This is a genomic window from Streptomyces sp. NPDC001851 (genome assembly GCF_040297165.1).
Taxonomy (GTDB): Bacteria; Actinomycetota; Actinomycetes; order Streptomycetales; family Streptomycetaceae; genus Streptomyces.
Genome location: NZ_JBEOYR010000021.1, coordinates 101,716 through 126,784 on the forward strand (window position 1 = coordinate 101,716; position 25,069 = coordinate 126,784).

General features: G+C 69.0%; 16 protein-coding genes and 1 pseudogene. 9 read left to right on the plus strand and 8 right to left on the minus strand.

The window, feature by feature from the left end:
- Positions 1-156: 156 nt before the first annotated feature.
- Complete coding sequence (locus tag ABT171_RS28465; RefSeq protein ID WP_351248756.1) at positions 157-1,860, minus strand: SpoIIE family protein phosphatase; 1,704 nt, start codon at positions 1,858-1,860, stop codon at positions 157-159.
- 1,402 nt (positions 1,861-3,262) lie between these two features.
- Here ABT171_RS28465 and ABT171_RS28475 point away from each other — a divergent pair.
- Positions 3,263-3,805: a DUF4232 domain-containing protein gene (locus tag ABT171_RS28475; protein ID WP_351248649.1), complete on the plus strand. Its 543-nt coding sequence runs from the start codon at positions 3,263-3,265 to the stop codon at positions 3,803-3,805.
- Between the two features lie 69 nt (positions 3,806-3,874).
- On the opposite strand, the gene ABT171_RS28480 is transcribed toward ABT171_RS28475, so the two are convergent.
- Both ABT171_RS28480 and ABT171_RS28485 read right to left on the minus strand, forming a co-directional pair.
- A complete protein-coding gene (locus ABT171_RS28480; RefSeq protein ID WP_503077027.1) occupies positions 3,875-6,031 on the minus strand; it encodes a pectate lyase-like domain-containing protein in 2,157 nt (718 codons plus the stop codon).
- Positions 6,032-6,280: 249 nt separating this feature from the next.
- Complete coding sequence (locus ABT171_RS28485; protein WP_351248651.1) at positions 6,281-6,997, minus strand: hypothetical protein; 717 nt, start codon at positions 6,995-6,997, stop codon at positions 6,281-6,283.
- A gap of 269 nt (positions 6,998-7,266) precedes the next feature.
- Here ABT171_RS28485 and ABT171_RS28490 point away from each other — a divergent pair, with 269 nt between their 5' ends.
- The 4 genes from ABT171_RS28490 (at position 7,267) to ABT171_RS28505 (ending at position 11,285) form a co-directional block, all read left to right on the plus strand.
- Positions 7,267-7,686: a ribonuclease domain-containing protein gene (locus tag ABT171_RS28490; protein WP_351248653.1), complete on the plus strand. Its 420-nt coding sequence runs from the start codon at positions 7,267-7,269 to the stop codon at positions 7,684-7,686.
- 174 nt (positions 7,687-7,860) lie between these two features.
- On the plus strand, positions 7,861-8,028 hold the full coding sequence (locus tag ABT171_RS28495) for a hypothetical protein (protein ID WP_503077035.1): 168 nt from the start codon (positions 7,861-7,863) through the stop codon (positions 8,026-8,028).
- A gap of 269 nt (positions 8,029-8,297) precedes the next feature.
- Positions 8,298-9,467 (plus strand): hypothetical protein, encoded by a 1,170-nt coding sequence (locus ABT171_RS28500; RefSeq protein ID WP_351248655.1) that lies wholly within the window; start codon positions 8,298-8,300, stop codon positions 9,465-9,467.
- A gap of 837 nt (positions 9,468-10,304) precedes the next feature.
- Complete coding sequence (locus ABT171_RS28505) at positions 10,305-11,285, plus strand: alpha/beta fold hydrolase (protein ID WP_351248657.1); 981 nt, start codon at positions 10,305-10,307, stop codon at positions 11,283-11,285.
- A 481-nt stretch (positions 11,286-11,766) separates the two neighbouring features.
- Here ABT171_RS28505 and ABT171_RS28510 read toward each other — a convergent pair whose 3' ends face one another.
- Positions 11,767-12,351, minus strand: a complete 585-nt coding sequence (locus ABT171_RS28510) for a TetR/AcrR family transcriptional regulator (protein ID WP_351248659.1) — start codon at positions 12,349-12,351, stop codon at positions 11,767-11,769.
- 127 nt (positions 12,352-12,478) lie between these two features.
- On the opposite strand from ABT171_RS28510, the gene ABT171_RS28515 reads away from it, so the two are divergent.
- Complete coding sequence (locus ABT171_RS28515) at positions 12,479-13,387, plus strand: NmrA/HSCARG family protein (RefSeq protein WP_351248661.1); 909 nt, start codon at positions 12,479-12,481, stop codon at positions 13,385-13,387.
- A gap of 115 nt (positions 13,388-13,502) precedes the next feature.
- On the opposite strand, the pseudogene ABT171_RS28520 reads toward ABT171_RS28515, so the two are convergent.
- Positions 13,503-14,092 (minus strand): annotated as a pseudogene (locus ABT171_RS28520) (transposase); the annotation flags it as partial.
- Here ABT171_RS28520 and ABT171_RS28525 point away from each other — a divergent pair.
- Positions 14,052-14,450 carry a hypothetical protein gene (locus ABT171_RS28525; RefSeq protein WP_351248663.1) on the plus strand — a complete coding sequence of 133 codons (399 nt, stop codon included), beginning with the start codon at positions 14,052-14,054 and terminating at the stop codon, positions 14,448-14,450. The pseudogene ABT171_RS28520 and the gene ABT171_RS28525 sit on opposite strands and share 41 nt — an antisense overlap.
- Before the next feature lie 295 nt (positions 14,451-14,745).
- On the opposite strand, the gene ABT171_RS28530 is transcribed toward ABT171_RS28525, so the two are convergent.
- The 3 genes from ABT171_RS28530 to ABT171_RS28540 form a co-directional block, all read right to left on the minus strand.
- Positions 14,746-17,739: a type 2 lanthipeptide synthetase LanM family protein gene (locus tag ABT171_RS28530; RefSeq protein WP_351248665.1), complete on the minus strand. Its 2,994-nt coding sequence runs from the start codon at positions 17,737-17,739 to the stop codon at positions 14,746-14,748.
- 434 nt (positions 17,740-18,173) lie between these two features.
- Positions 18,174-18,401, minus strand: coding sequence for a mersacidin/lichenicidin family type 2 lantibiotic (locus tag ABT171_RS28535; RefSeq protein ID WP_351248667.1), 228 nt, complete (start codon positions 18,399-18,401; stop codon positions 18,174-18,176).
- Positions 18,402-18,523: 122 nt separating this feature from the next.
- Positions 18,524-19,663 carry a GH25 family lysozyme gene (locus ABT171_RS28540; protein ID WP_351248669.1) on the minus strand — a complete coding sequence of 380 codons (1,140 nt, stop codon included), beginning with the start codon at positions 19,661-19,663 and terminating at the stop codon, positions 18,524-18,526.
- 657 nt (positions 19,664-20,320) lie between these two features.
- Between ABT171_RS28540 and ABT171_RS28545 the strand changes: the two genes are divergently transcribed.
- A complete protein-coding gene (locus ABT171_RS28545; RefSeq protein ID WP_351248671.1) occupies positions 20,321-24,103 on the plus strand; it encodes an nSTAND1 domain-containing NTPase in 3,783 nt (1,260 codons plus the stop codon).
- A complete protein-coding gene (locus ABT171_RS28550; RefSeq protein ID WP_351248673.1) occupies positions 24,052-24,582 on the plus strand; it encodes a barstar family protein in 531 nt (176 codons plus the stop codon). Before ABT171_RS28545 ends, ABT171_RS28550 begins: the two co-directional genes overlap by 52 nt.
- Positions 24,583-25,069: the final 487 nt, after the last annotated feature.

The following is a 25,069-nucleotide window of genomic DNA, read 5'->3' on the forward strand; positions in this document are numbered from 1 at the left end:
CTCCGCTCGCGAGGGGCGAGAGCGGCACCGTCGCCAGCGTGAAACAGGCAGGCGCGTCAGCCGAGCCCGAGCGTCTTCAGCGCGGTAGTCCAATCGGTTGCGATCGCCGCCGCCCGGTCGGGTGTGTCCGCCCGTACAGCCAGCGGAGCACTGCGGCTATCTCGCGCGTGTTTCCACTGGGGTCCGCAGAGCGAGGAGGGCGACGTCGTCGTCGTTGTCGGCGGGGCGGACCCGGTGCAGAAGCTGGTCGGTGAAGGAGGCGAGGGGGCGGTGGGCGAGGGCGGCCGCGTGCTGGCGCAGCCGGCCCAGACCCTCGTCCAGGGAGTGCCCGGCTGCTTCGATGAGGCCGTCGGTGTACAGCAGGAGGGTCGATCCGGGCGGCAGTGCGGTGGTGGCGTCGGGGCGGGGTGTGCGGGTCTCGGTGCCCAGGAGGATGCCGTGGCTGTCGGTGAGGTAGCGGGTGAGGCCGTCCTGGCTGACGAGCAGGGGTGGCGGGTGGCCGGCGTTGGTCCAGGACAGTTCCCAGTGGCCGTGGTCCGCCTGTTCGAGGCGGGCGAAGATCATGGTGGCCATGGGGACGTTGGTGATGTGCGTGAGCGCCTCGTCGAGTCGCTGGACGATCCGGCTGGGGGGTTCTTGCTGGGCCCAGGCGTAGGCGCGGAGCATGTTGCGCACCTGGGCCATGCCGGCGGCTGCCTCCAGGTCGTGGCCGACGACGTCGCCGACGGCCAGGGCGGTGGCGCCGTCGGACAGGCGGAAGGCGTCGTACCAGTCGCCGCCGACCTGTGAGGCGTGGGGTGCGGGCAGATAGCGGGCGATCATCTCCAGCCCGGGCACGCGTGGTAGCTGGGGCAGCAGGTGGTTCTGCATGGTCTCGGCGACCTTGCGCTGACGCTGGTAGAGGCGGGCGTTGTCCAGAGCGACCGCGGCCCTGCGTGCGATGTCCTCGATCAGCGGCAGGTCGGCGGTGGTGAAGTCCCCCGCCTTCTCGGCGCGGCCCAGGGTCAGGGCCCCCAGGACCTCCCGGGTGCTGCGGATGGGGACGATGGCCGCGGAGCGGATGCCGGTGGCCTCGAACAGGTGGCGCTGTTCGACCGCGATGCCGGAATCGGGTGGCTGCTGGTAGGTCTTGGGACCGGCAACAGTGGAAGCAACCCCGCGCAGCGCTCTGGACAGTGGCATCGGGGATTCTTCCGGCACCGGGGGCATCGGTCCTTGCAGCTCTTCGTGGTGCACCAGCGTGCCGTCTTCGGCATGGACCACAGCGGTGCGCCACACCTCGTCGCGCTCCGTGATCAGGTCGATGACCACCCAGTCCGCCAGCCGGGGCACGAGCAGGGCCACGAGCCGGCGCAGCGCCTCGTTGGTATCGAGGGTGGAGGTCAGCTGTGTCGTGGTCTGCGCCAGCAGCGCCAGCCGCTCGAGCTCGGTCAGAGCCTCAGGCACCACCTCCGGCCGCGGGCCCGCTTCCTGCGGTGGCTGGTCGCAGTGGAAGACAACGAGCGTGGCGGCCTCCTGGCCACCGGTGTCGTAGGGGGTGATCACCCAGTTGATGGGCAGCAGAGTGCCGTCACCGCGGGCGAACCACTCTCCTTCGGCCTGGGCGGTGCGTCCGGCGTGGAATGCCTGCCGCATGCTGCATCGGCTCGTCGGCATCGGCTGGCCGCTGGCATCGCGGTGCAGCAGATCGTGCGCGTCACGGCCGACGAGGTCCTCGGCGGGCCGGGCCAGCAGCTGCTCGGCTCGGGCGTTGACCGCGATGATGCATCCCTTCTCGTCCACCACGTACGCCCCCGCGCCGATGGCTGCCAGCGCCCCGCCCACAGTGGTGTCAGCCACCCGACGGGACCGCTGATCCATGCTCTCGGTCCGCTCTGGCTCCGCCACGTGTGAGCCTCCTTCATGATCGCCGGTCGTGCCGCCCGCTGGACACCCGGACGCTGTGTGCTGTCCTGCATTCTTTGCCCGGCTACCCCGTTGTGCAGGCATGCCGGTCCTTGCGCCCGGCGCGCGCCGGCTGCGGACGCGCCGGTCTCCTGGGTACTGGGCCAGTGACATCAGAAGGTCTGGTGCCGCGGGATGCACGCGCGTCGGAGGTGACCATGAGGTACGACGAGTTGCGCGTCCCCGAGCCGGGCCGCGGATCGTGATGGCCGTCTGCCGGAGCTTGGAGATGCACCGCGAACCAGTGGGCAAGCGGATCACCGCCACGATCGGCCTTGCCGAAGACCCAGTGGGAGACGTGGCCGATCGCCGGCCCCGACCAGGTGGCGCATCACGTGTTTGCCGCCTCCGGCCCGTGGTACTTCAGGCTCGTGGACCGCGGTTCGGGCCAAGGGCCGTGGCCCGCATCCTTCAATCGTGGGGCCCGCCAGGTGGCGGGCCCCACGATCAGGCCCCGTGGCTGCCAGTGCCGTTCCGACAGCCCGCACGCCCCGCATGCAAGCGGTAGCAGGCGCCCGTGGCAGACCGGGTTTCCCGTCACGGGTGGACCGGATCGCTTGGCGATGCTGGTCTTCCGGTCTGCTGTGGGGTTCAGTCAGGCCTTGCGCTCGTAAGCGCGGGTTTCGGTCGTGATGGCCGCGAAGCCAGTGCTGTCGGGGTCGCCGTGGAGCTGCAGGACGTCGTGGCCTTGGGGCGGTGACCTCGTGCCAGTAGTTCTCCTTGGTGGGGTCGTCGGCGAGTGTCTTGAGGGCACCGAGGTTGTAGGTCGTGCGGGTGGCACTGTCGCCGTTGGCCTGGTCCCGAACTTGGCGTCCTTGTCGAAGTCTCCGCAGTTGTTGTGGCCGGCCCGCATCTTGACGGTCACAAGGTGCCCGGGGGTGGTCACGAGTTCCTGCTGGATCCCGCCCGCCTGATCGCCGGTGAAGTTGACGGCCTGCGACAGATTGCCCAATGGGCGAACGCGGAACTGAAGATGTCGATGTTGCCGCTGGCGACGGCCCAGCCGTCCAAGTCGGGAAGGTTGCGGTTGACCCTGAGCCAGTCGCCGGAGCAGTCAGGGCTCAGGAAACGGGGGTTGACCACGTGGCCCCCTGTGAAGGTGGCCTTGTCGAGGGGGATGCACCAACGGTCGGACGAGTTCCAGCGAGTTGAGCCGATCTTGAGCCTCGAACGCTGGTCGCTGCCACAATCGAAGCCCCGTTGTCGAAAGCGGTGCCCCGGCGCACGGAACCGCCACTCGGGCCATGCGCGTCCTCGGCTGTGCAGGCGCGCGCTGACCTCGCGCGCCGATTCGCATTCGAGGGGAACCCAGACTTTCATGAAGAGCAATCCGACCGCCTTGGTCCTTGCAGCGATCGTCGTCGCCGGCACTGCCGCTGCCGCCGTGCCGGCCTCGGCCGCGCCCGCCGAGACGGCGCCGACCCGCTGCCACACCGCCGACCTGAAGGCCGGCTTCGCCACGGGGGATGACGCGAGGCCGGAGATGGGCCAGGCCAAGAAGCAGACCCAGGCCTACATCTGGTTCACCAACCGTAGCGGGCGCACCTGCACCCTGTCCGGCTTCGCCGGTGTCGACGTGGTCGGCGCTCAGAAGACCGACGGCACCTGGTCGCTGGCGCGCTCCTCCACGAAGCCCGAAAAGATCACCCTGGGGCAGGGGGACACGGTCGACTTCAGCATCACCTTGCTCCCGGTGGCCAAGTCCACGCCGCGGAAGCAGAAGTTCGTCCCGGCGACGTTCCTGGTCACCCCGCCGAACGAGACGACGCACTTCACCCTGAAGTGGCCGTTCGGCGGTCAGATCCTCAAGCAGGACGGCGCAACCCACCCGGCCACCTACGTCAACCCGGTCGGCCGGTAACCAGGTGGTGTACAGCCCCAGGTCGCCGACCTGGGGCTTTTGTTATGCCGAGTAGGACGAAACGCTCTTCTACGGGAACGACGTCACCTTGGACGGGACAGTGCTCGTGCCCGAGGTGGGGGCACCGGTGCCGTTGACGACATGAGCGTACTGGCCCTTGCCGCCGAGGGAGATCACCAGCAGATCGTGCATCTTGATCCCACTGGTCACCGGCACCTGGAAGCCGTGGGCCTGGACGATGGACGGATCGGTGGTGTAGTTGCAGTAACTGCCGAGTCCCCAGGCCTCGTGAGTGGTGACGGAGTCGGCGACCTTGTAGGCCGCGTAGCCGACGACGCCGTCGTGGGTGATGGCGGCTGCGTTCGGGGCGTCGTATGCCTTCTCGTTCTGGAAGAAGATCGTCCGGCCGCGTGTGCCGCTCCAGTAGACGTCGTACTTGTTGAAGTGTTCCACGAACAGGCCGGTGGCGAGCACATCGTTCCCGTTCACCCTCAGGCCGTAGTCGGCGCGGTTGGTGTCCCAGCCGACGCCGCTGCCGTGGTCGGCGCGCCAGATCCAGGTGTGGTCGACGACCGTGTTGTTGCTGTTGACCACGAGCGAGTTGGTGGCGAGGCCCGGTCCGGCGCCGCCGATGCGGAAGAACACGTCCTGCACGGTGGTGGGGTCGGCGGAGTGGTCGGCGGCAGAGCCGGGCGTGCCGATGCGTACCAGCGTGTCGGAGTTGACCGGTCCGGCGTCGATCAGGAGCCCGGCGAGCCGCACGCCGTCGACGTCGGCGACGTGCATGGCGTCGATGCCGTTGTCCGGTACCAGGGTGGCGAGCCCGAGGCCGAGGACGACGGTGTCGGGCCGGGTGACCTCGATCGTCTTGTCGAGGTGGTAGATGCCCGGCGTGAACAGGAGGTTGAGGCCCTGGGCGAGGGCGGCGTCGATGGCGGCGGCGGTCGCTCCGGGCTTGACGACGTAGAACCGGTCGAGCGGCAGGGAGGTGCCCGGGGTGTTGGGCCAGGACACGCCGCGGGCGTTGGTGCGCTTGGCGGGGACGAACACTTTGTAGGTGTTGCCGTCCAGGTAGAGGAACGGCTTCTCGCGGGAGACCGGTGTGGTGTCCAGGGTGGTGTACGGGCCGCTGTCGAAGTTCGTCGCGGGTGCACCCTGGACACCGGAGAACGTCATGTTCCAGACGCCGTTGGTCCAGCCGCCGACCGAGCTGTCGCGGGTGTACCACTGCTGCTGGGAGTACGGGCCGACCGTGCCGTCGATTTTCGAGTCCGCGATGTAGCCGCCGGAAGCCCATCCGTAGCCGCTCGGGGCGAGGTTGAGGCCGCCCTCGACGTGGATCCGGCGGAAGGGCGCGGCCTGTGCCACGGCCCAGCGGTCGGTGCCGTTGGAGGGCTTGACGGCGAGGTTCTCCGCCGAACGCCAGAAGTTCTGCGTGGCGTTGCCGTTGAACCAGCCGGCGTCGACGGTGACGTCTCCGTTGATCTGCGTGTCGTCGGGGTTCAGGCCGAGGCCGGAGATGGCGGTGTAGAAGCCGATCTGGGCGTTGACGCCGTTGTAGGTGCCCGGCTTGAGCAGGAACTGGTAGCGGCCGGTGCCGAACTGGGCCGACTCCTGCTGCTTGAAGACGTCGTCGAACTTCTGTTGCAGGTGCGGGGTGGAGGGATCCACGACGATGACGTTCGGGCCGAGGTCGCCGCCGCCCTGGATGGGCCCGGTGCCGGTGGCCGTGGTGTGCACCGCGACCTCCCACAGGGAGTACCCGTATCCCGTGCCGCGTGCGGTGCCGTAGATCCGGACGTACCGGCCGGAGCCGCTGACGTCGTAGGACGCCGTGCCGCCGGTCGCTCCGGTGACGGTCTTGAGGGTGGTCCAGTTCCGCCCGTCGGTGGAGGACTGCAGTTGGAAGTCCTTGCCGTAGGCGGTCTCCCAGTTCACGTCGATCGAGCACAGCTCCTCGACCGTACCGAGGTCGACCTGGAGCCACTGGGGGTCGGAGAACTGGCTGGACCATCGGGTGGTCGGGTTGCCGTCGAACGCGGCGGAGGCGGGGGTGCCGGCGTTCTCGGCGGAGGACGCGGTGGCGGGCCTGCCCTCGGCGGCGTTCGCCGTGTCGCAGGTCTGGGTCGCGACGGCGGCCGGGGTGTGGGCGAGGGGAAGGGTGATCAGCGCGGCCACGGCGGCCACGGCGATGACCGGGCTTCTTGGTCGGATACGGCGTCTCACCTGGCGGCTCCTAGGGCGATGCGAGGTCAACAACGCAATGTCGAGGCTTAGTTCAGGGTTTGATTTAAGTGCGGAGGTAAGCGGTCGGCAAGCCTTCGGAAGCCAAAACCTCAACTACCGTGAAGCTCGGCGCTCTGGATCAGCGGGCTCCCCCGTCACCGCCCGACACGAGGGCAGGCCGGCGTGTCCCCTGCCGCGGCCGATCATCCAACGGTTCACCGGAGAGGTCAGCACGAACGCCGACGGAGGTCAGTGCAGGATGCTGACGGCTCGCGCGATCACGAGCAGCGAGGTCACGAGGGCGGAGACACTCTGCAGGCTCATCATGACTTTGGCGCGGGTGGAAAGCGGCATGGTGTCGGTCGGGCTGAAGGCCGTGGAGTTGGTGACGGACACGTACAGGTAGTCCGTCAACGTGGGAACCCAGTCCGAGGTGGCGCTGGCGCCGTCGGCGACTTCCTGGACGGCGTCGTCATTCTCGTCCTGCGAGAACCGGAAGTCCGCCAGGGGCAGAGCGGAGCGGGCCACCTGGGTACGGCTCACCGGGCCGCCGCGGTCCAGCTCCCAGTACGCCAGACCGAATACGATGATGTTGGTGAGCCAGACCTGTAGCGCCGCCACCAGCAGTGAACGGCCGTCCTTCACCCCGGCGTACACCAGCTCGTGGATCAAGATGATCAGCGCCAGGATATTGCTGATCGCGATGACGCCCACGAGCGTCAACGAGAGCACCCGGAACGCCTTCGTCTGCCGCGTCAGACGCTTCGGATTGATCGCGACGAGCGGAACGAGCAGCAGACACTCCAGGACAGGCAGCAAGTAGCGCGGAGCGATCAGCAACCGTTGAGGCAGGAACAGGTAGAGAGCGATCGCGGCAAGTGTTGCGATCACTGCCGGCAGCCGTGCCTCGCCCCTGCGTTCATGTCGGGGATGCCTGGTGCTCGCATCCGCACGCGTGCGCGCCATACCGCCTGGCCCTTCCTGTCGCTCCTACGGGCAACGCCACAGCACCCACACATCCATCAGCGATGCGGACCGCCGGGCATCCACACCATTTACCCGCTTACAGCGTCGAACCAGCTCGACAACACCCGAGTACACAGCAGCGGCTCGGGGAGCTCGGCCTCCGCGGACGGAAAGCGAATCACCCCTCCCCCGCAACCGGCGGTGCACCCCGTTGTCACACGCGGCCACCAGGGTGGCATGTCCATGCACTCCTTCACCTGGAGGATTCCTTGCTGACCCTGCGACGTCCCCCGCTGTCCTGGGCCAAGCGGTTCGCGGTGCTGATCGCCGCCACCACGTCCGTGCTCAGCCTGTCCGCCGTCAACAGCCCTGCCGCGAACGCGACGGTCTACAGCTCCTGCGGCACCGCCGGATGCTCCGACGCAGCTGCGGCGGACTCGACGTGGTCCGACCTCGGCTACCCGACCTCTCGGGGCTGGTACCACTGGCCGGACGGCGAGTGCAGCTACGCGGGCGGCGAGTTCTACAACAACGACGGGCAGCTGCCGTCTGGTGACACCTTCTACGAGTACGACGTCTACCCGCGCACCTGCGGCGCCCATCGGGACGCCTATCGAATCGTCGTCGACTCCGACACCGGCGTGGTCTGGTACTCACCCAACCACTACACCGACTTCTATCAGCTCTGACACGCTGGCAGGAGTCGAGCCGACGGTCCCCAGACCCCGGGCTACTGCAGCGTGCCGAGATATCCTTCTTGAGCTCGCCGTGCAGGCGGTCCACGTCACCAACCAGACGCGCGGACGGGCCCGGCTCATTGACCTCCCGTCGCTCGCTGAACCTCCCCAGTTGCCGCCGTACGCGTGAACGCGGCCGGAGAGAACCGGTGGGAGCGTGCGCTCCTGCGCGTTCCGCCGGGCAGTGGGGCACTGCTGGAGACGGCGCTCAAGGCGGCGGTGGCGGCACGCATGACACGCCGCGCGTACGAGCCGGGTGCGGGTGCGGTTCGACCCGCCCGGGACCTCGACTGACGGCCGGTCGCGTGATCGCAGGCCGTTGCGGAGCGGACGAGTGCCGTGATTTTCTGGTGCGGCGCCCCCGCGCAGATCAGGTACAACTCCTGCTGGAACGGGTGCGTTCGCGCCAGGGAGGCCGCATGAAAGTGTCCAGAGCCCGTGTACTGCTCGGCCTGATACCGGTGGCCGCCTTGCTGGGTACGCTGTCAGCGGGCACGCCTGCCTATGCCAGCTCGGTGGCCAACCCGGGGCCTTTGGTCGACCGGACATCTTACTCGACCGAGATGGCGAAGCTGAAACTCACGGAACACCAGGTGTCCGCCGACACGATCAGCACCCTCGACGGGCAGATGCCGAACGTCGGCGTGGACACGGTCCTCAAGAGCGCCAACCACTCCATGCGCAACCGGGCTGACTGCCAGGGCTCCGAACTGGCGGCCCTGCCCGTCAAGCCGACCGCCGACGCGGCCTACTGCTGGGACACCGGCGACTCGGTCACCCAGGACTGGGTGCCGCAGGGACTGACGTCGTCGGGTGACGCCGATGACGACGGCATGTGGGGCACGAACAAGCTGATCCTCTCGGGCTGGACCGAGAACAGCACCTCGGCACGGGTGGCGTTCATCGACGCCAACGACCCGGCCCACCTCAAGTACCGCTGGGTGCTTCTGGTCATCCCCACCGACAGCGGCAACAACTTCGCCAGATTCGGCTCGCATGTGGGCGGCATGGTCTGGTTCGGCGACAAACTCATCGTCACGGGACGTGCGGGCGACGGCAGCAACAACGCGCTGTACGTCTTCTCGATGAAGCACATCCTGCAGACGCAGGTGAACAGCACCGTGGTCGGCAAGGTGAGCGGAGGCTTCTCCGCCGACGGCTACCAGTACGTTATGCCGGCCGTCGGCTCCTACAGCCAGCCGGGCGCCTGCACGATGGCGAACGACACCGACATCCCCTGTTTCGCGTCCGTCTCCCTCGACCGCACCACCACGCCGTTCAGCATCGTGGCGAACGAGTGGTTCTCTTCCGGCGGCGGGCCGGCCGCCCGGATCTTCCGCTACAACCTCGCCGCGCCCGGCGGGAACATGCCGCTCGAAGACGGCGGTACGGGGACGGTGGACGCAAGCCAGCTGCTGAAGTCCAACGCCGTGGGACTCCAGTCGGTTCTCGCGCACGGCGGCACCTACTACGGTGCGGACGCCCGCGGCGGCGTCGCGCAGTCCGGCGTCATGTGGCGGATGAGGACCAGCAGCACCACCTCGGACACGTGCAGCAGCTGGGACATGGACAACGCCTGCTGGGCGCAGCACAGCGAGGGCATCTCGCTGTGGTCGAGCACGCAGGAGGTCTGGTCGCAGACCGAGTGGGCGGCCGACGGCAACGGGGACCCACATGGCACGCCGGTGGTCCCGCAACGCGTGCTGTTCTCGGTCCCGTTGAGCAGCATGTGAGGCAGGGCGGCGAAGGAGGCTGGGCAGCACCTGACGCTGGGCGGCAGGCGAGGCTGGGCAGCAGGCGAGGCTGAGCAGCAGCGACACCGAGCCGAAAGCGCCGCCGAGCCCGCGTCCGCGGTGGCAGCCGGGTGTCCTAGGGCGCCGGGCTGCCGCCCTCGTCGCTCAGCGGGGCGCCGGCAGGGCCTCCGACGCCAGACGCTCCGCGCTCTCTTCGCACAGGGCAAGGTCCTGCCGGGGCGGCACGCCCCGGCAGGAAGGTCGCCGCGCGGGCGCTGGCGACGGCGATGCGGATGGGCAGGAGGCGGAGCTGACACGTACGTCAGCAGCCGAACCCCGGGACCAGCGGTGTCCTCCCTCCGGGCTCAGTTGCCCGGAGGTCGCTTGGTGCTTCCCAGCACCGGGTCCTGTAACCGCCGCCATCACGCCATCAGCACGGTCTGAAAGTCACGAGGCGTCATCAAGGGTTCACTTGCGTTCGCCCCCCAGACCTTCCCCTCACCTGTTGCACCCTGATGGCCGGGACGCTCTTGGGCTTGGACACTCCGCTCCACATCCCGCCGTTACCAGCGACGCACGGGAGCGCGGTGACGGGCCTTGGACACTGGCCCGAAGTTCAGCCGCTCGATACCTCCCGTGTCGCACATTGAGCGCTTCAGTTGACCACAGAGAACGTCGTTGTTGGCCGCTCGAATCGTCCCAGCGACCGGGGTTTTGCTGAATCGGCAAACGAACTCGTCTTCTCGTAAGAACTTCCGGATGATCGACCTTCAGCCAACGGATCGGCGGCACAGGGCCGTCAGGGCGTACGGCGCACCAAAGGTCCGGGAGGATCGCATGTCGCGGCACGTCGCGGAGGTCACACACCGGTTGGTGTCCTCGCCAGCAGGCCGGATCCACCTCGCTGAGCAGGGATGCGGGCCGCTGGTGCTGCTCGTGCACGGCTTTCCCGAATCCTGGTACTCCTGGCGCCACCAACTGCCGGTACTCGCGGCGGCGGGATACCGCGCGGTCGCCATCGATGTCCGCGGCTACGGCCGCTCCTCAAAGCCTGCCGCGACGCATGGGTATCGGATGCTCGACCTGGTGGAGGACAACGTCTCGGTGGTGCACGCCCTGGGCGAGGAGACCGCGGTGGTCATCGGCCACGACTGGGGGGCGACCATCGCCGCGAACTCCGCCCTGCTCAAGCCGGAGGTCTTCCGCGCAGTGGGACTGCTGAGCGTCCCCTACACCCCGCGCGGCGGGCCCCGCCCCAGCGACGTCTTTGCCCAGATGGGCGGGAGCGAGGAGTTCTACGTCTCGTACTTCCAGGAGCCGGGCCGTGCCGAGGCCGAGATCGAACCCGATGTACGCGGCTGGCTCGCGGGCTTCTACGCGGCCCTGTCCGCCGACACCATGCCCGCACCGGGCGCTCGCGATCCGCATTTCGTCAGCAAGGACGGGACGCTGCGTGAGCGGTTCCCCATCGGCCGACTGCCGGCCTGGCTCAGCGAGAGGGACCTCGACGTCTACGCCGGGGAGTTCGAACGGACCAGCCTGACCGGAGCGCTCAACCGCTACCGGAACATGGACCGCGACTGGGAGGAACTCGCCGCCTTCGACGGTGCTCCCATCACCCAGCCGTCCCTGTTCATCGGCGGCGACCTGGACGCCTCCACAACATGGCTGGCCGAGGCGATCAAGGCCTACCCGGTCACGCTACCGGGCCTGACCTCCTCCCACGTACTCGACGGCTGCGGTCACTGGATCCAGCAAGAACGCCCCGACGAGGTCAACCGGCTCCTCACCGACTGGCTCGCCGCCTTGCCCGCGTGACGCACTCGCGCCGCCCACCTCTGGTCTGGTGCTGCAGAGATGGAAGGCCGAGGACGCCAGGCGGTGATGACCGCGTTCACGGATCCGCTCATGCGGGGTCAGTCCATCGAGCCGGTTGGTTCTGCCGAGGCCGCCGAACGGTGGCTGGCGGCTCGTGGTGAGCAGTGGGCCGCGGACTCTTCCTGTTCCTTCGCCGTCGTCAATGGCGGTGGCCTCGTTGGCCCGCTGGGCTTTCGACGATGCGGGACTCTTCCGGCTGGAGCTTGGGCACCGGGTGAACAATCCCGCCTCATGCGGAGTGGCTCGCGCTGCCGGCTTCGCGGTGGAGGGACAGCAACGACAGAAGCTCGAATACGACGGTGTCCGCGTCGACGTGGAACTCCATGCCGGCCTGGCAACGGATACGGAGCCCGTGTCGTGGTGAGGCTGGCTCTCTCCTGCGGCACCTGTTTGGTGGGGCTTAGACCGTGTCCTACACGGTCTAAGGGCGATGCCGATGCCGCAAACCGTCCATCACCACGGCCAGCAGTTGATCGGCCTGCTGTTCGCCGTCGGATTCGCCTTCGGCGACGAAGGCCACGGCGTTGACGAGCTTGAGTACCTGGCCCACTGTGACGTCGGTGCGGATCGTCTCGGCCTGCTGGGCCCGGTCGAGCAGGGCCGCCGCAGCGGCGTACATCCTCTCCCGGCACCAGGACACGTCGGAACCCTCATCGCGCAAGGCAATCACCAGTGCCGTGGCCAGGCTGCGTGACGTGCTCCCCTGCTTGACGAGTTCCCGAAGCCAGGTCGCCAGCCCCTCATCCGGGGACCGTGCGGCGAGCAGTTCTTGCGACCGTGCGTACAGGGCCTCGATCTGGTCTCGGTGCACGGCCTGCAGCAACGCCTCTCGGGTGGGGAAGCGGCGGTAGAGAGTGGCGTTCCCGACGCCAGCGTGGCGGGCGATGTCGTCCATGGGGACGTCGACTCCCCGCGCGGCGAAGACTTCACGAGCGGCGCTGACCAGTCGTTCGTAGTTGCGCCGTGCGTCGGCTCGTAGCGCGGGCTGGGGCGGAGGTGTGGTCATGGCACCCTCTGTTTACGAACTGGGGAGACTCCCCATATAGTACCAACACGTAACTGGGGAGACTCCCCAGTTGAAGCGGCTCTCGCTTCCGAGCCTGGCAACGCCCGGCGCTCTTCCGGAGGTAGAAGTGACGACATCGAATCCCACAGTGCTGGTGACCGGGGCTACCGGCCTGCAGGGCGGCGCTACGGCGCGGCAATTGCTGGCCGCCGGCTGGCAGGTGCGAGCCCTCGTCCGCGACCCGGCCGCCCCCCGGGCCCAGGCGCTGGTGCAGGCTGGCGCCGAGATCGTCCCGGGGGACATGGGAAACCGCCCTTCGCTCGATTCAGCGATGCGGGGCGTGCACGGGGTCTTCAGCGTTCAACCGACCGCCGGCTATCCCGGCACCCCGGCCGGCTTCACTGTGGAAGATGAGATCCATTTGGGCATGAATGTGATCGAAGCGGCAATCGACGCTGACGTCCGGCACCTCGTCTACTCCTCGGTCGCCGGCGCCGAGCGCTCAACGGGTATCCGCCGCTGGGAGAGTAAATGGCACATCGAGGGGCGCATCGGTGCCCTGGGCCTGCCCGCCACCATCCTGCGTCCCGTCCGGTTCATGGAAAACCACTCCGACCCGACTCTGGGGATTCGCGATGGCGTACTCACCGATGTGATCAAGCCGGAGGTGCCCGTCCAACTCATCGCCAGCACGGATATCGGTGCCTTCGCGGCCCTCGCATTCACCCACCCTGACCAGTACATCGGCCAGGCACTCGAGATCGCCGGCGATGAACTGACGCTCCCGCAGGTCGTCGACGCGATCAGCCGCACTACCGGAGTCGCCATCACTTACCGGGCGATCCCTCGCGAGGCCCTCACGGGGCTCGATCCGGACGCCCGCGCCGGCTACGACTTCACCAATTGCAGGGGCGGCTGGCAGGCTGACATTCCCAAGCTGCGAAGCCTGCACCCGGCCCTGATGGACTTCGACACCTGGCTGCGCAAGGAAGGCAAGACGCAGTTCGACGTGCTGTTGCGTGATCGGCCCGCCTGATGTGACCTGCTGCCGCCGAACGGCCTTCCATCTTCACGCACCGATGATCAGCGGCTCTGCGTACTGGGCACTGACGGCCGTTGCCGACCCGGGAGTTGAGCGCTGACACCGTGTCCTACATGGTCAGTTTGAGGAGGCGCTTGCAGCGGCAGAGGGCGGCGGCGAGGCCGAGGAAGGCCAGGTAGTTGCGGGGATGTCGCTCGTAGCGAGGTGGCAGACGCCGGTAACCAGTCAGCCAGGAGATCGTGCGCTCGATGCCCCCCGACGACGGCCCAACCGTATCGGCTTCAGCCCGAGGCTCTCGTGGGTGTTGGCGGCGGAGACTCCGACGCGAAGGGGCAGTCCGTTCGCGTCGGACAGTACGTGCATCTTGGAACCCGGCTTGCCCCGGTCCACGGGCGACGGACCTGCAAGTTCGCCCCCTTTTTTCTTGACGCGGACGTGGGCGGAGTCGAGTACCGCCCGGGACAGGTCGACCAGGCCCTGGCCGGCGAGCGTCTCAAGCACCTTCTGGTGCAGCCGTCCCCAGACGCCCGCCCGGGACCAGATCAGGAACCGTCGGTGCACTGTTGACTTCGATTCCTCGAAACAGAGCGGCAGAGCCCGCCAGGCACAGCGGCTGACCAGCACGTAGACGATCGCTGCGAACACCGCCTCGTCATCGATGTCGGCCACCCCGCCACCCTGCGGCCGCACCCGCGCCGGCGACCGCTACGACTCCTGGCCGGGCCGGGACGGTGAGAGCGCCAACGACGGGCCCCTGGGCGCTGACCCCGCTGCATTCCTGGACTTCGCTGCCGGGCCCGTGGACAGCCAGCGTTTGGCCTGCGCGCTCGCGGACGCCCCGGTCGACGCACAGGACATGGACGTCGACGGCGAACCGGGCTACGTCTGGGCCCAGGCCCTGCACTGGGACGTGCTGCGCGCGCTCAGTCACCCGGAGCAAGCGATCCGCCGCGCGCACTGGGACTACTTCCACATGAGCGGTGCGCCGCAGGTGCTCACGGAGGTGCTGGGCAGCACCGAACTCGTCGTCCTGGGCACGCCGGATCACCCGTTCTGAAGCCCCACCGATCCGCGCACGCCAAAGGCTCTCACCAGGCATCACGTACGCTGTCAGCCAGCCGGGGTCAGAGGCGGGACGGATTCTCCAAGGTGGCCGGAGACCGGCGTGGAGCGCCACCGCAGGCGCCCGGCGCTGGCTGAAACCCCCGCCCCGGCGCCGGCCTGGGCCGCCCGTGCGACCACCCGGATACCGCCGTGTCCCCAGATCCGCGCGTCGGCTCCCGTCAGCAGCCGCCGCTGCCGCTCTTGAATCTCTGCGAGCCCTGAGCCCTTCATCTACCACGGGGCGGCCCTCACACAAACGGTGGCTCGAAGGTGAGTACGGACGGGACGTGCGTCCGTGCCGCGAGCCGGAGCAGCCCGTGACCGATTCCGGCGATGCCGGTCAGCAAACCTGGGGTGCTCAGTCCCTCGGGAACGCCACAGACCGGGCCCCGTTCGTCGAGCGTCGCGCAGACGGCGTGGGCCATGCGGTCGGCCAGACTGCGTCCGGCCGCGCTGTCCAGGATGCCCGCGGCCGTGGCCACGAACTCCAGGTTGCCGAGTTCGCCGTGGCAGAGCGACAGGTTGCGCACTGTCATGCTCTCGGAGACCGGGTAGGCGGCCCGGGTGTCGTCCAGGGCAGTGGCCAGGTCGTCGAGAGCGGGTTCGGACAAGCGGAGATGGTCCACAGCGGACAGCACTGCACGGGCCAGGCCGATGCCCGGGGCTCCGTGGCACCAAGCCGTCATCGTGGTATTGCGGCTGCGCGGTCGCAGGTCGGGCCAGCGCCGCAGCTCGGGGTCATGGAGAGCTGCTTCGTAGCGGAGGGCTTCACGGAGGGTTTCGCGGTACCGCAACGTGTGCAGGGCCTGCGAACACCGTGCGAGCGCGAGGACGATACCGGATGCGCCGTGTGCCATCCCGCACAGCGGGCGGTCCCCACCGGCGGGCGAATGCCACCCCACGCCCGTGTCCTGTGGAATCCCTGCGGACGCGATGGCGTCGGCACAGCGAGTCATCAGCTCGGCGAGTGTGCCGCTGCCCAGTACGCTGTGCGCGCTGGTCAGGCCGAGCAGCGTGCCGGCGAGTCCGTCGACGAGGTCTGGGTCGCTCGTCTGGTCGATGGTGCTCTCCAGGCGCGGGGCGAGGTCGGTGAGCAGCTGAGTGAGGTCATCGTGCTCTCCGGTGGCGGCGGCCCAGTGTGCGGCGAAGTAGAGCCCTCCGCCGACCTCGCCGGACAGCCCGAGCGCGGGGACACCGGGAGGGGGCGGCGGGAGACGACGGCCCAGTCCGGCCCGGTGGGCGAGCGAGCGCGCCACGAGAGCGGCCGCCTCCTGATATCGGGCCGTGCCGGTCACGAGGCCGAGCTGGAGGAGGAACAGCGCGATGCCGGGCGCGCCCGAGTACAGGCCGCTGGCTGTCGGCGTCAGTCGCCATGCCGATGTTCCGACCGGTGTGATGCCCAGCCAGCCGATCTCGTCACCGGCCCTCAGTGCGGTGGCCAGGAGCTTGTCCCCGATCGCCCGGGCATGGTCGATGGCGGTGTGCGGGGCCGGGGCGCCGTCGCGGCCGGCAACGAGGTGAACGGGCCAGGAGGCGTTGAGGTCGTCGGTGGCCGCACAGGCGAAGGCCGATTCGATCACCCATCGCTGGTGCAGCAGATCGGCGGTCGAGAGCGCGTGCAACCGGTCGCGGGCGGCCTCAAGGCCACTGGCCTCCAGGGCGTCTCCGATCACCGTGCCGTCCGCGCCCCGCAGTTCGCACCCGCCGACCCGGCTGGTAAACAGGGGGATATCGCCATCGGCCAGCTGGCGTCGCTCGCTGACCGCGATGTCGTGACCGCGATGGTAGTTCCGGTAACGGCCCAGCGTGCGGTCGAGGTAGCAGTCACGGTGGACGGCGTTGCGCAGGAGCTTGGGATGGTAACTGTCCCACAACACCGTGCCGTACGTCTGGGTCGCCTCCAGCACGCGCCGCACGGTGTCGTTCTCGAAGCGCTCCAACAGCCCTCGTTTTCCGGTGAGTTCCGCCTTCCGGTCGAGCAGGATGCGGTAGAGGTCGGTGAAGCCGTCAACGATCTCGGACACGAAGTGGGCAGGGTCGATCGGACTGCCCTTCAGCAGGGGTGCGTTGGGAGACGCCCCCATCGGCACGCGCCGGTGCACGATCCGCATCGTGTCCGAGCCGGGATCGGCCCACGTCGGCACCTGGTCGGAGGACAGCTGACCGGCACGGTAACTGATTCCGGACAGGTCCGTGGTGCTGTGTTCGGCTGCGTGGAACCGGACGACCGGATTCGGCAGCAGGCCGGTGGCGAGCACGGTGGACATCATCAGCCGTCCGGCCACCTCGTCGTCCGCCCCCGCAGCGCGGCGCAATTCCGCTCCGAACAGCGCTTCGAGATCGACCAGGTACGGGTGTTCGCCTGCGGCGATGACGTTCTCGAAGTGGAGGTCGGTAGCGCGGAGCACGTACGCCAGGGCGAGGTACCCGCCATGGCGGCGGTAGAAGCGGGCTGCCTGGCCGCGGTCCGAGCAGCCCGACGACGCCACGAACTGTGACCATCCATGATCGTCGCGGCTGACGATGTCCAACGTCGCGAAGCCCGGCTCGAAACCGGCGGCGTTCGCCCACCGCAGCAACTGCTGGAAATGCCGGTCGACATGGAGCGAGCGTGGCTTGTAGACGACCCGGTGCCCTCCGGCGAATGTGACGATACCGACCGAGCGACCGCCGCGATGCCCATCCCCCGCATCGAACCGCACAGCGGTCGGTTGCCGGTCCGCCGCCTCCGGCACGAGGTGGCCGATCGCGGACAGATCGGCGCACAGGTGGGCGCAGAACTCCAGCCGGGCAGCAACCCAGTTGTCCAGGAGCACCGCGCATTCCCGGAGCAGGACTGGGTACGCCCGCCACAGCGCCGACGCGTGCCGGGGATTGGACAACCTGGCTGCGAAGTCAGCGAAGCGTCCGGCACTGTCCGCTCCGGCGAGGGTGCCGCGCAGGCGCGCGATGTTCAGTTCGAGCAGGAGCACCCGGATCACCAAGCGGGTCAGCGCTCGCCGCGGCCAAGTCCCGGCCAGTAGCAAGCCCAGATGCTCGCCGTCCAGCGATGAGCCCGTCGATCGAACAGTGTCCAACACCCCTGCGACCAGGGCATCGGTTGCACGGTCGAGGAACGGCCGGATGAAGTCCAGCAGCCCCTCCAACTGCTGCTGCCGCGGGTCCCGCGGCAACTCCGGCCGTTCGGACGCCCCGGCCGCGCGAGCGGCGCCCGGGCCGCCGGCCAGCGGCAGGCCGTGCAAGTGTTGCAACCACCCGGGCGGACTCGTGAAACGCTCGCGGACCTGCTCCGCCTCCTCCTCGCACAGGCGGGTGAACTCGTCGGACGTCAGCTGCCGCCGGTGCAGGATCTCCGCGAACAGCTCGTCGTCCGAGTAGGGGTAACGGGCCCGCCACCTGGCCGTGGTCGATCCAGATCGCGCCGTCGAGCGCGTCGGCTCGCTGGCCGGCACCGGTTTTCCAGCGGCGATCCGCTCGTCCAGGTAGGCGGCCAGGAACCAGATACTGGCGTTGCTGTCGACATGAACGGCCGAGTAGGGGTGGGTTTCGAGAGTCATCGAAGTGTCCCTGTAGCTGCGACGATGTGTACGGCGGTGCGGGGGATGTGCCGTGCTGTGCGGGGGACGTGCCGTGCGGTCCGCCGACGGCAGGCGGGCCGCACGGCCACGGTCTGTCCCTAGGCGCAGCAGGCGTCGGAGCTGTCCCCGAATGTGAAGAAGCACGAGCCGATGCAGACGACCGAGACGGTGCTCGCCTCGATGGCGTGGGTGCCGTTGAACGCGATGATCTCCTGGAACTCCCCGGCCGGGTTGGCGGGGATCTGCTGCAGCTGCTCCTCGGACAGCGAGTCGTGGAACGTCTCGTCGGTCCAAGCTCGGATTATGATGTCGGTAGAGATGGGCATGATGCTCCTCTTTTGTTTACTTGAATTACCTTTTCGGGCTTTACGAGCGCCGGCACTCCGGCATTCCCTGGTGAACGAGTGCCTGCGGCCCCGACTCACCGGTTGATCGACCGCAAACGGGGTCAGTTGACCAGTGCGAGCCAGGTGTTGCGCCCCACGGTGCCGTCCGGGGTCAACCGGTTGCGGGTCTGGAAGGCGACCACGGCGTCATGCGTGGCCGCACCGAAAGAGCCGTCGACCGACAGGGCCGCGCCATGGGCCTTCAGTTCCGCCTGCACCGCGCTGACGGCCGGGCCGTGGTCACCTTCTTTGACGGTGGTGACGAGGGCTTGCCAGGTGTTGGGGCCGACGATTCCGTCGGGGGTGAGCTGATTGCGGGTCTGGAAGGCGACCACGGCGTCATGCGTGGCCGCACCGAAAGAGCCGTCGACCGACGAGGCCGCGCCATGGGCTTTGAGGAGGTACTGGATGGTGGTCACCTGGCGGCCGCTGTAGCCCTGCTGGACAACCGGCCATGCCCCGGCCGGTGGTGGCGGTGGGGGCGCGTAGGTGCCGTTGGTGGCGAGGTTCCGCAGGTCCTGCTGGGTGCCGTTGAAGACGTCCTGGTCACCGGGAAGGGTGCCGGAGTCGGAGGTCTGCCAGATGGCGTACGTGGACCAGCCGTTGGGCAGGGGGTGCGGAGTACCGGTCCAGCTGCCGATCCAGATCAGGTTGGTGGCGGCGAAGGCGGAGGAGTTGCCGGTGCACTGCGACCACCACGACGTGTTGGTGTTGATCACCGGGTGGCGGCCGGTGCGACGCCGGTATTCGATGTCGAACGAGGCGATCCAGTGGACGGTCGCGCTGGGGCTGATCCCGTAGCAGGTGGGCAGGCCCGGCGTGGCTTCGATGTCCAGGACGCCGGGGAGGGTCTTGCCGTCGGGTTGCCAGGCGCCTCCGTGGTCGACGAAGTAGTCGGCTTGGGCCCTGCCGGAGGCTTTGTCCGGCCTGGCGAAGTGATAGGCGCCGCGGATCAGGCCGACCGCTGCTGCACCGTCGTACTGCTGGGAGAAGCGGGAACTGATGTAGGAGGTGCCCTCGGTCGCCTTGACGTAGGCGAAGGAGGCTCCGGCGGCGGCGACCGCGGCCCAGTCCACGGTCTCCTGGTAGGCGCTGACGTCGAGCCCGCGCACGGCAGCATCCGCGGCCTGCCGCGGCGCGGCTTTCTGGACCGTCGCCGATGCCGCGACCGGGGCGACGAGCAGTGCCGTCGCGACGGTCACCGCGGTCAGCCCGCTGAGTAACCCCGCCCGCACACCGCGTCTTGGGGCAACCCCTCGGAGATGGTGAGGAGTTCTGGGAAGAAGCGTCATACATGGACTCCTTTCACTCATTTCGCATCCTGCGCCGCTGACCGCTGCACCGGCTCGATGGAGCCTCTGCGACGGCTTCGTTCGCCCGCCCTCCAGTCCGCACGCCGAGGGCAGCAACGGGCCGTTGCGAACGATTGACGTACTGCTTTGTTGGTCTGGCCGGGCCGATCCCGCGAGCGGTCGTCGAGGCGTGGGCGGTACCGGTCACAAATGCCGGCCACCACGCCCGCGGTGGCCACGGCAATTCGAGCCCTCGCGCGATGGCCTCGATCCCTGTCGCATGAATCTCTTTCTCCTTTGCCGCAGCCGCAGCCGCAGCCGCAGCCGCATGAGCCGACCGCGATCGGGTTGGGACGTCAGCACCGCCGTCGACCTGCCGGCCGCCGTCCCGCCCATGCTTGTGGTCCGGCCCGTTGTTGCGCATGCCTGCATCGCCGAGTGCAACAAACGTCGAGGCAGGCCGGCCGTCGGCGCCGATCGGCTGAAACAAGCTGGTCAGGGATGCGGCGGTGACGAAGAAGGTGCCACTGTTGTCTCTCACCGTCGGTGTTGACCATGGGGGACGGCATGGGGCGTCGTGAGGGACCGCTGGATCCGTCGGCCGGCCCGGTCCAGCGTTTGGCGTTCGACTTACGCAAGCTGCGCCAAGAGGCCGGAGGCTTGACCTACCGGGCCATGGCGCAGTGCACCGGCTATTCGGTCGCCACCTTGTCGAGGGCGGCCGCAGGGGGCCAACTGCCCTCGCTGGAGGTGGTACTGGCCTATGTGCGGGCTTGCGGGGCGGATCCCGAGGAATGGGAGCCGCGCTGGCGGGCGGTGGCTCGGGAAGTGGCCGCCGAGCCGGAGGATGCCGATGACACGGACGCCCCGTACCGAGGGCTGACCCGCTTCGAACCCGGCGATCGGCATCTGTTCTTCGGGCGCGACCAGCTCGTGGCCCGACTGACCGAGCGGGTGCGGACCTGCCGCATGGTCGCGGTGGTGGGCGCGTCCGGCAGCGGCAAGTCCTCCCTGCTGCGCGCGGGGCTCCTCCCGTCCCTCCAAGACCAGCAGTCATCGCAGTGTCGACTGGCGGCAATACGCATCCTCACCCCAGGGCCGCGGCCGGCCTCCACCCACGCGCGAGCGTTCACGGCAAGCCAGGGTGCCGGCGACACGGTGGTCGTGGTCGACCAGTTCGAGGAGCTCTTCACCCTGTGCTCGGATCCGGCGGAGCGTGCGGCTTTTCTCGACCTGCTGGTGAGCGCGGTGGAACCGGAGAGCAGACTGCGGGTGGTGATCGCGGTAAGGGCGGACTTCCTCAGTCGCTGCGCCGACCATCGCCCGCTCGCCGCCGCCCTCACCGACGCCACCTTCCTGCTCGGCCCCATGGGGCCGGCCGAACTGCGCGACGCGATTGTCAAACCCGCAGTGGCCGCGGGGCTGATCGTGGAGCGCACGTTGACGGCGCGGATCCTGCAGGACGTCGCCGATGAGCCCGGCGGACTGCCGCTCATGTCCCACGCCCTGCTGGAGACGTGGCGCCGCCGCAGAGGCCGCACCCTCACGCTGGCTGCCTACGAGGCTGTCGGCGGTGTGCACGGTGCTCTCACCCGCACCGCCGAAGAGCTGTACACCCGCCTGTCGCCGGAACGGGCAGAGGTCGCCCGGCGTATCCTGCTGCGCCTGATCACGCCCGGTGAAGGTGCCCAGGACACCAGCCGTCCCGCCGAGCACGGCGAACTGCAGGCGCTGAGCACCACGGACCAGTCCGCCGACACGGCCTCGGTGCTGGAACAACTGGCTCGCGCGCGGCTGGTCACACTCGACGGCGACATGGTGCACCTGGCGCACGAAGCGTTGATCACCGCTTGGCCGCGACTGCAGTCCTGGATCGACGGTGCCCGCGAACAGCTTCGGGTCCACCGCCAGCTCACCGAGGCCGCCCGGGCCTGGGATGCGCTCGACCGGGACTCCGGGGCCTTGTACCGCGGCACCCGCCTGGTCACGGCAGAGGAGTGCCTGGCCGGGTATCGCGCGGACCTCACGCCGTCCGAGGCCGCGTTCCTCGACGCCAGCATCGCCGCCCGTGAACAGGAGCGCCGGGTGGCGGCTCGCACCACCCGGCGCATCCGGGCGCTGCTGGCCGCGGTGTCCGCCCTTCTCCTGCTCGCGTCGACGGTCGCTGTCATCGCCTTCCAGCAGCGCTCGCTGGCCCGCGACAGCCGTGACCGTGCGGTGGCCGCTCAGGTGGTGGCCGAGGCGGGCCAGTTGAATGCGACCGATCCGTCGCTGGCGGCGCGGATGTACGTGGCGGCGTACCGGCTGCGGGCGGACCGCGAAGCCGCCGCCGGCCTGCTGGACACGCAGAACATCGCGCTGTCCTCCGTACTGTCCGGACACTCCCAGCCGGTGTACGCGGTGGCGTTCTCACCGGACGGGCGCGTCCTCGCCACCGGGGCCGGTGACGACACCATCCGGCTGTGGAGCCTGGCCGATCCCGGGCACCCCGTCCCGCTCGGCAGGCCGCTGACCGGGCACACCGACTGGGTGTACTGGCTGCAGTTCTCCCCGGACGGCCACACCCTGGCCAGCGCAAGCCGGGATCACACGGCACGGCTGTGGGACGTCCGTGACCCGCTGCACCCGAGGGCCCGCGGCGGGCCGCTGACCGGGCACCGCGACATGGTCTTCTCCGTGTCGTTCAGCCGCGACGGGCGCACGCTGGCCACCGCCGGCCAAGACCACACCGTACGACTGTGGGACGTCTCCGACCCGGCACACGCGAAGGGCCTGGGCCCCCCGCTGACCGGGGCGAGCGCCGCCGTCGCCTCGGCCGCCTTCAGCCCGGACGGCCGGACGGTGGCGGCTCCCTGTCACGACCACCTCATCCGCCTCTGGAACGTCACCGACCGGAACCATCCGAAGCTGTGGTCGAAGCCGCTGAGCAACCCGGACGTCGTCTACGCGGTCGCCTTCCGCCGGGACAGCAAGCTCATGGCCAGCGTGGGCAACGACCGGAAGGTACGGCTGTGGGACGTATCCGACCCCGCGCACGCCAAGCCGCTGGGCAAACCGCTGACCGGTCACACCGACACCCTGCTCGCGGTGGCGTTCTCACCCGACGGCCGAACGCTCGCCACCGGCGGCGCGGACCACACCATCCGGCTGTGGGACGTCTCCGACCCCCAGCATCCAGCTCTGCTCGGACAGCCGCTGATCGGGCACACCGGATTCGTCAACTGGCTGGCGTTCAGCCCCGACGGGCAGTCGCTGGCCAGCGTGAGCGACGACCACAGCGTACGTCTCTGGCATCTGCCGCGCGCTGTCCTGGCCGGCCGTCTCGGCAGCATCACCGGCATCGCGTTCAACCCAGACGGCCGTATATTGGCCAGCGCGAGCGCCGGAAGGGTACGGCTGTGGGACGTCCGCGATCCAGCGCGCGGCAGGCAGCTGAGCGAACTGCCGGATCAGCATCTCGCCATCCGGACGGTGTTCCAGCCGCGGGGCCGGTTGCTCGCGAGCGCCGACAGTGACGGCACCGTGTGGCTATGGGACGTCTCCACCCCAGGCCGGCCCCGGCAGGTCGGCCTGATCCACACCGACGGCGCCGACCAGAACGATGGCCTGCTGGCGTTCACTCCTGACGGGCATGTACTGGTCACAGGCGGCCCCAAACACAGCCTCCGGCTGTGGAACGTCACCGACCCCGCACACCCCGCCGCCCTCGGCAGCCCGTTGACCGGCCACATCAGCTTCGTCCACTGGGCGGGCGTCAGCCCGGACGGCCACACGCTCGCGAGCACGAGCGAGGACGACAAGGTCCGCCTGTGGGACATCCGCGACCCGGTCCGTCCCAGGCCGCTGCCGGCCATCCGCACAGGCGACACAGGCGGCACCCAGTGGGGCGCCTTCAGCCCTGACGGACGGCTGCTGGCCACCGCCGGCGTCGGCCACGACATACGCATGTGGAACGTCACCGACCCCGCGCGCGCCTCGGCCATCGGCAACGCGCTGACCGGGCACACCGGCCGGGTGACCTGGGTGGGCTTCAGCGCGGACGGCCGCACGCTGGCCTCCGCCGGCGAGGACCGAACCGTCCTGCTGTGGGACCTGACCGACCCCACCCGGCCGACCCCCTGGGGCAAGGCGCTCGCCGCAGGGCACACCGAAGCGATAGAGACGGCCGCGTACCGCCCGGACGGGCAGCTCCTGGCCACAGCAGGACCAGACGGCACCATCGAGCTCACGCCCCTCGGACTCGGCCATGCGATCCGGCGGATCTGCGCCAGTACCGCCGGCCAACTCACCAAGGAGCAATGGCGGGTCTACATACGGGAACTCCCCTACGCTCAGTCGTGCCATACCTGACGAGTCCTCCCCCCACACCGCCGTCGCCCCGCGCTCCCGCGCCGGGCCGTCAGCCGAGCGGCTCACAAACGTCCTCACCTGACGCGCACGCGCGGACGTACGCAGCGCGTCTCGACGGCGGGGAGATGCACGACACGGATGCCGTCTTCCAGCAGTTCTACGACGGGCTCAGGCTGCCTGATTACCTCGGGTGGAACTGGGATGCGCTCTCCGGCTGTCTGCGCAATCTGAAGTGGCTGTCTGCCGACCACCACGTACTGATCTTCAAGGCTGCGGATGAAGCACTATCGGGCAATGCTTCCGGACGACGGCTGCTCTTCAAGACCCTGCTGCGGGCAGGACGACACTGGTCCTTCACACAACGGCCTGCGGGCGTCGAACTCAGCAGACTCGCGATTGTCATGGCGTGCGATGCCGAGTCCGTCCCGTTGGTTCAGGGGCAGTTGAGATCATGCTGGGAGGAGATGGCCTTGCCGTAGCGTCGGCCTCATCCGGCGGACCAATAGGCGGCTGCCCGGCGCAGGATCTCGCGCTTCCTTCTCGGCCTTGAGTGGCCGGGCGTTGTCCGCCTCCAGCCGGGCCAGCTCCTCCGCCTCACTCCCGCCCCCGCGTCACGGCGTCCGGGCACGGCCTGGGCCTCGTCCTTGCCCTGGACTTTCTTCCTGGCTCCACAGACTGGAAGCACCACAACGCCCGCCTGATCGAGCAGCGCGTGCCGGCTCGTGTGCGACCCGGCGCGATCGTCGTTCTGCAGGGCGCACCCGGCCCGCGGTGGGACAGGACGGCAGCCATCCGGGTGATTCTCCAGGCCGCACCCGGGCGGGCTTGCATCACCTGCTGGGTAGCAGGTGCAGGGCCGTCTGGTTGGTCACCGGCGCCTGCTTCTGGCGCATCCGCCACCACACGGACTGGCCAGTCTGGGGCAACAGCGGGGCGGTCGAAGCCGTTGACGCCGGCTTCGACCGC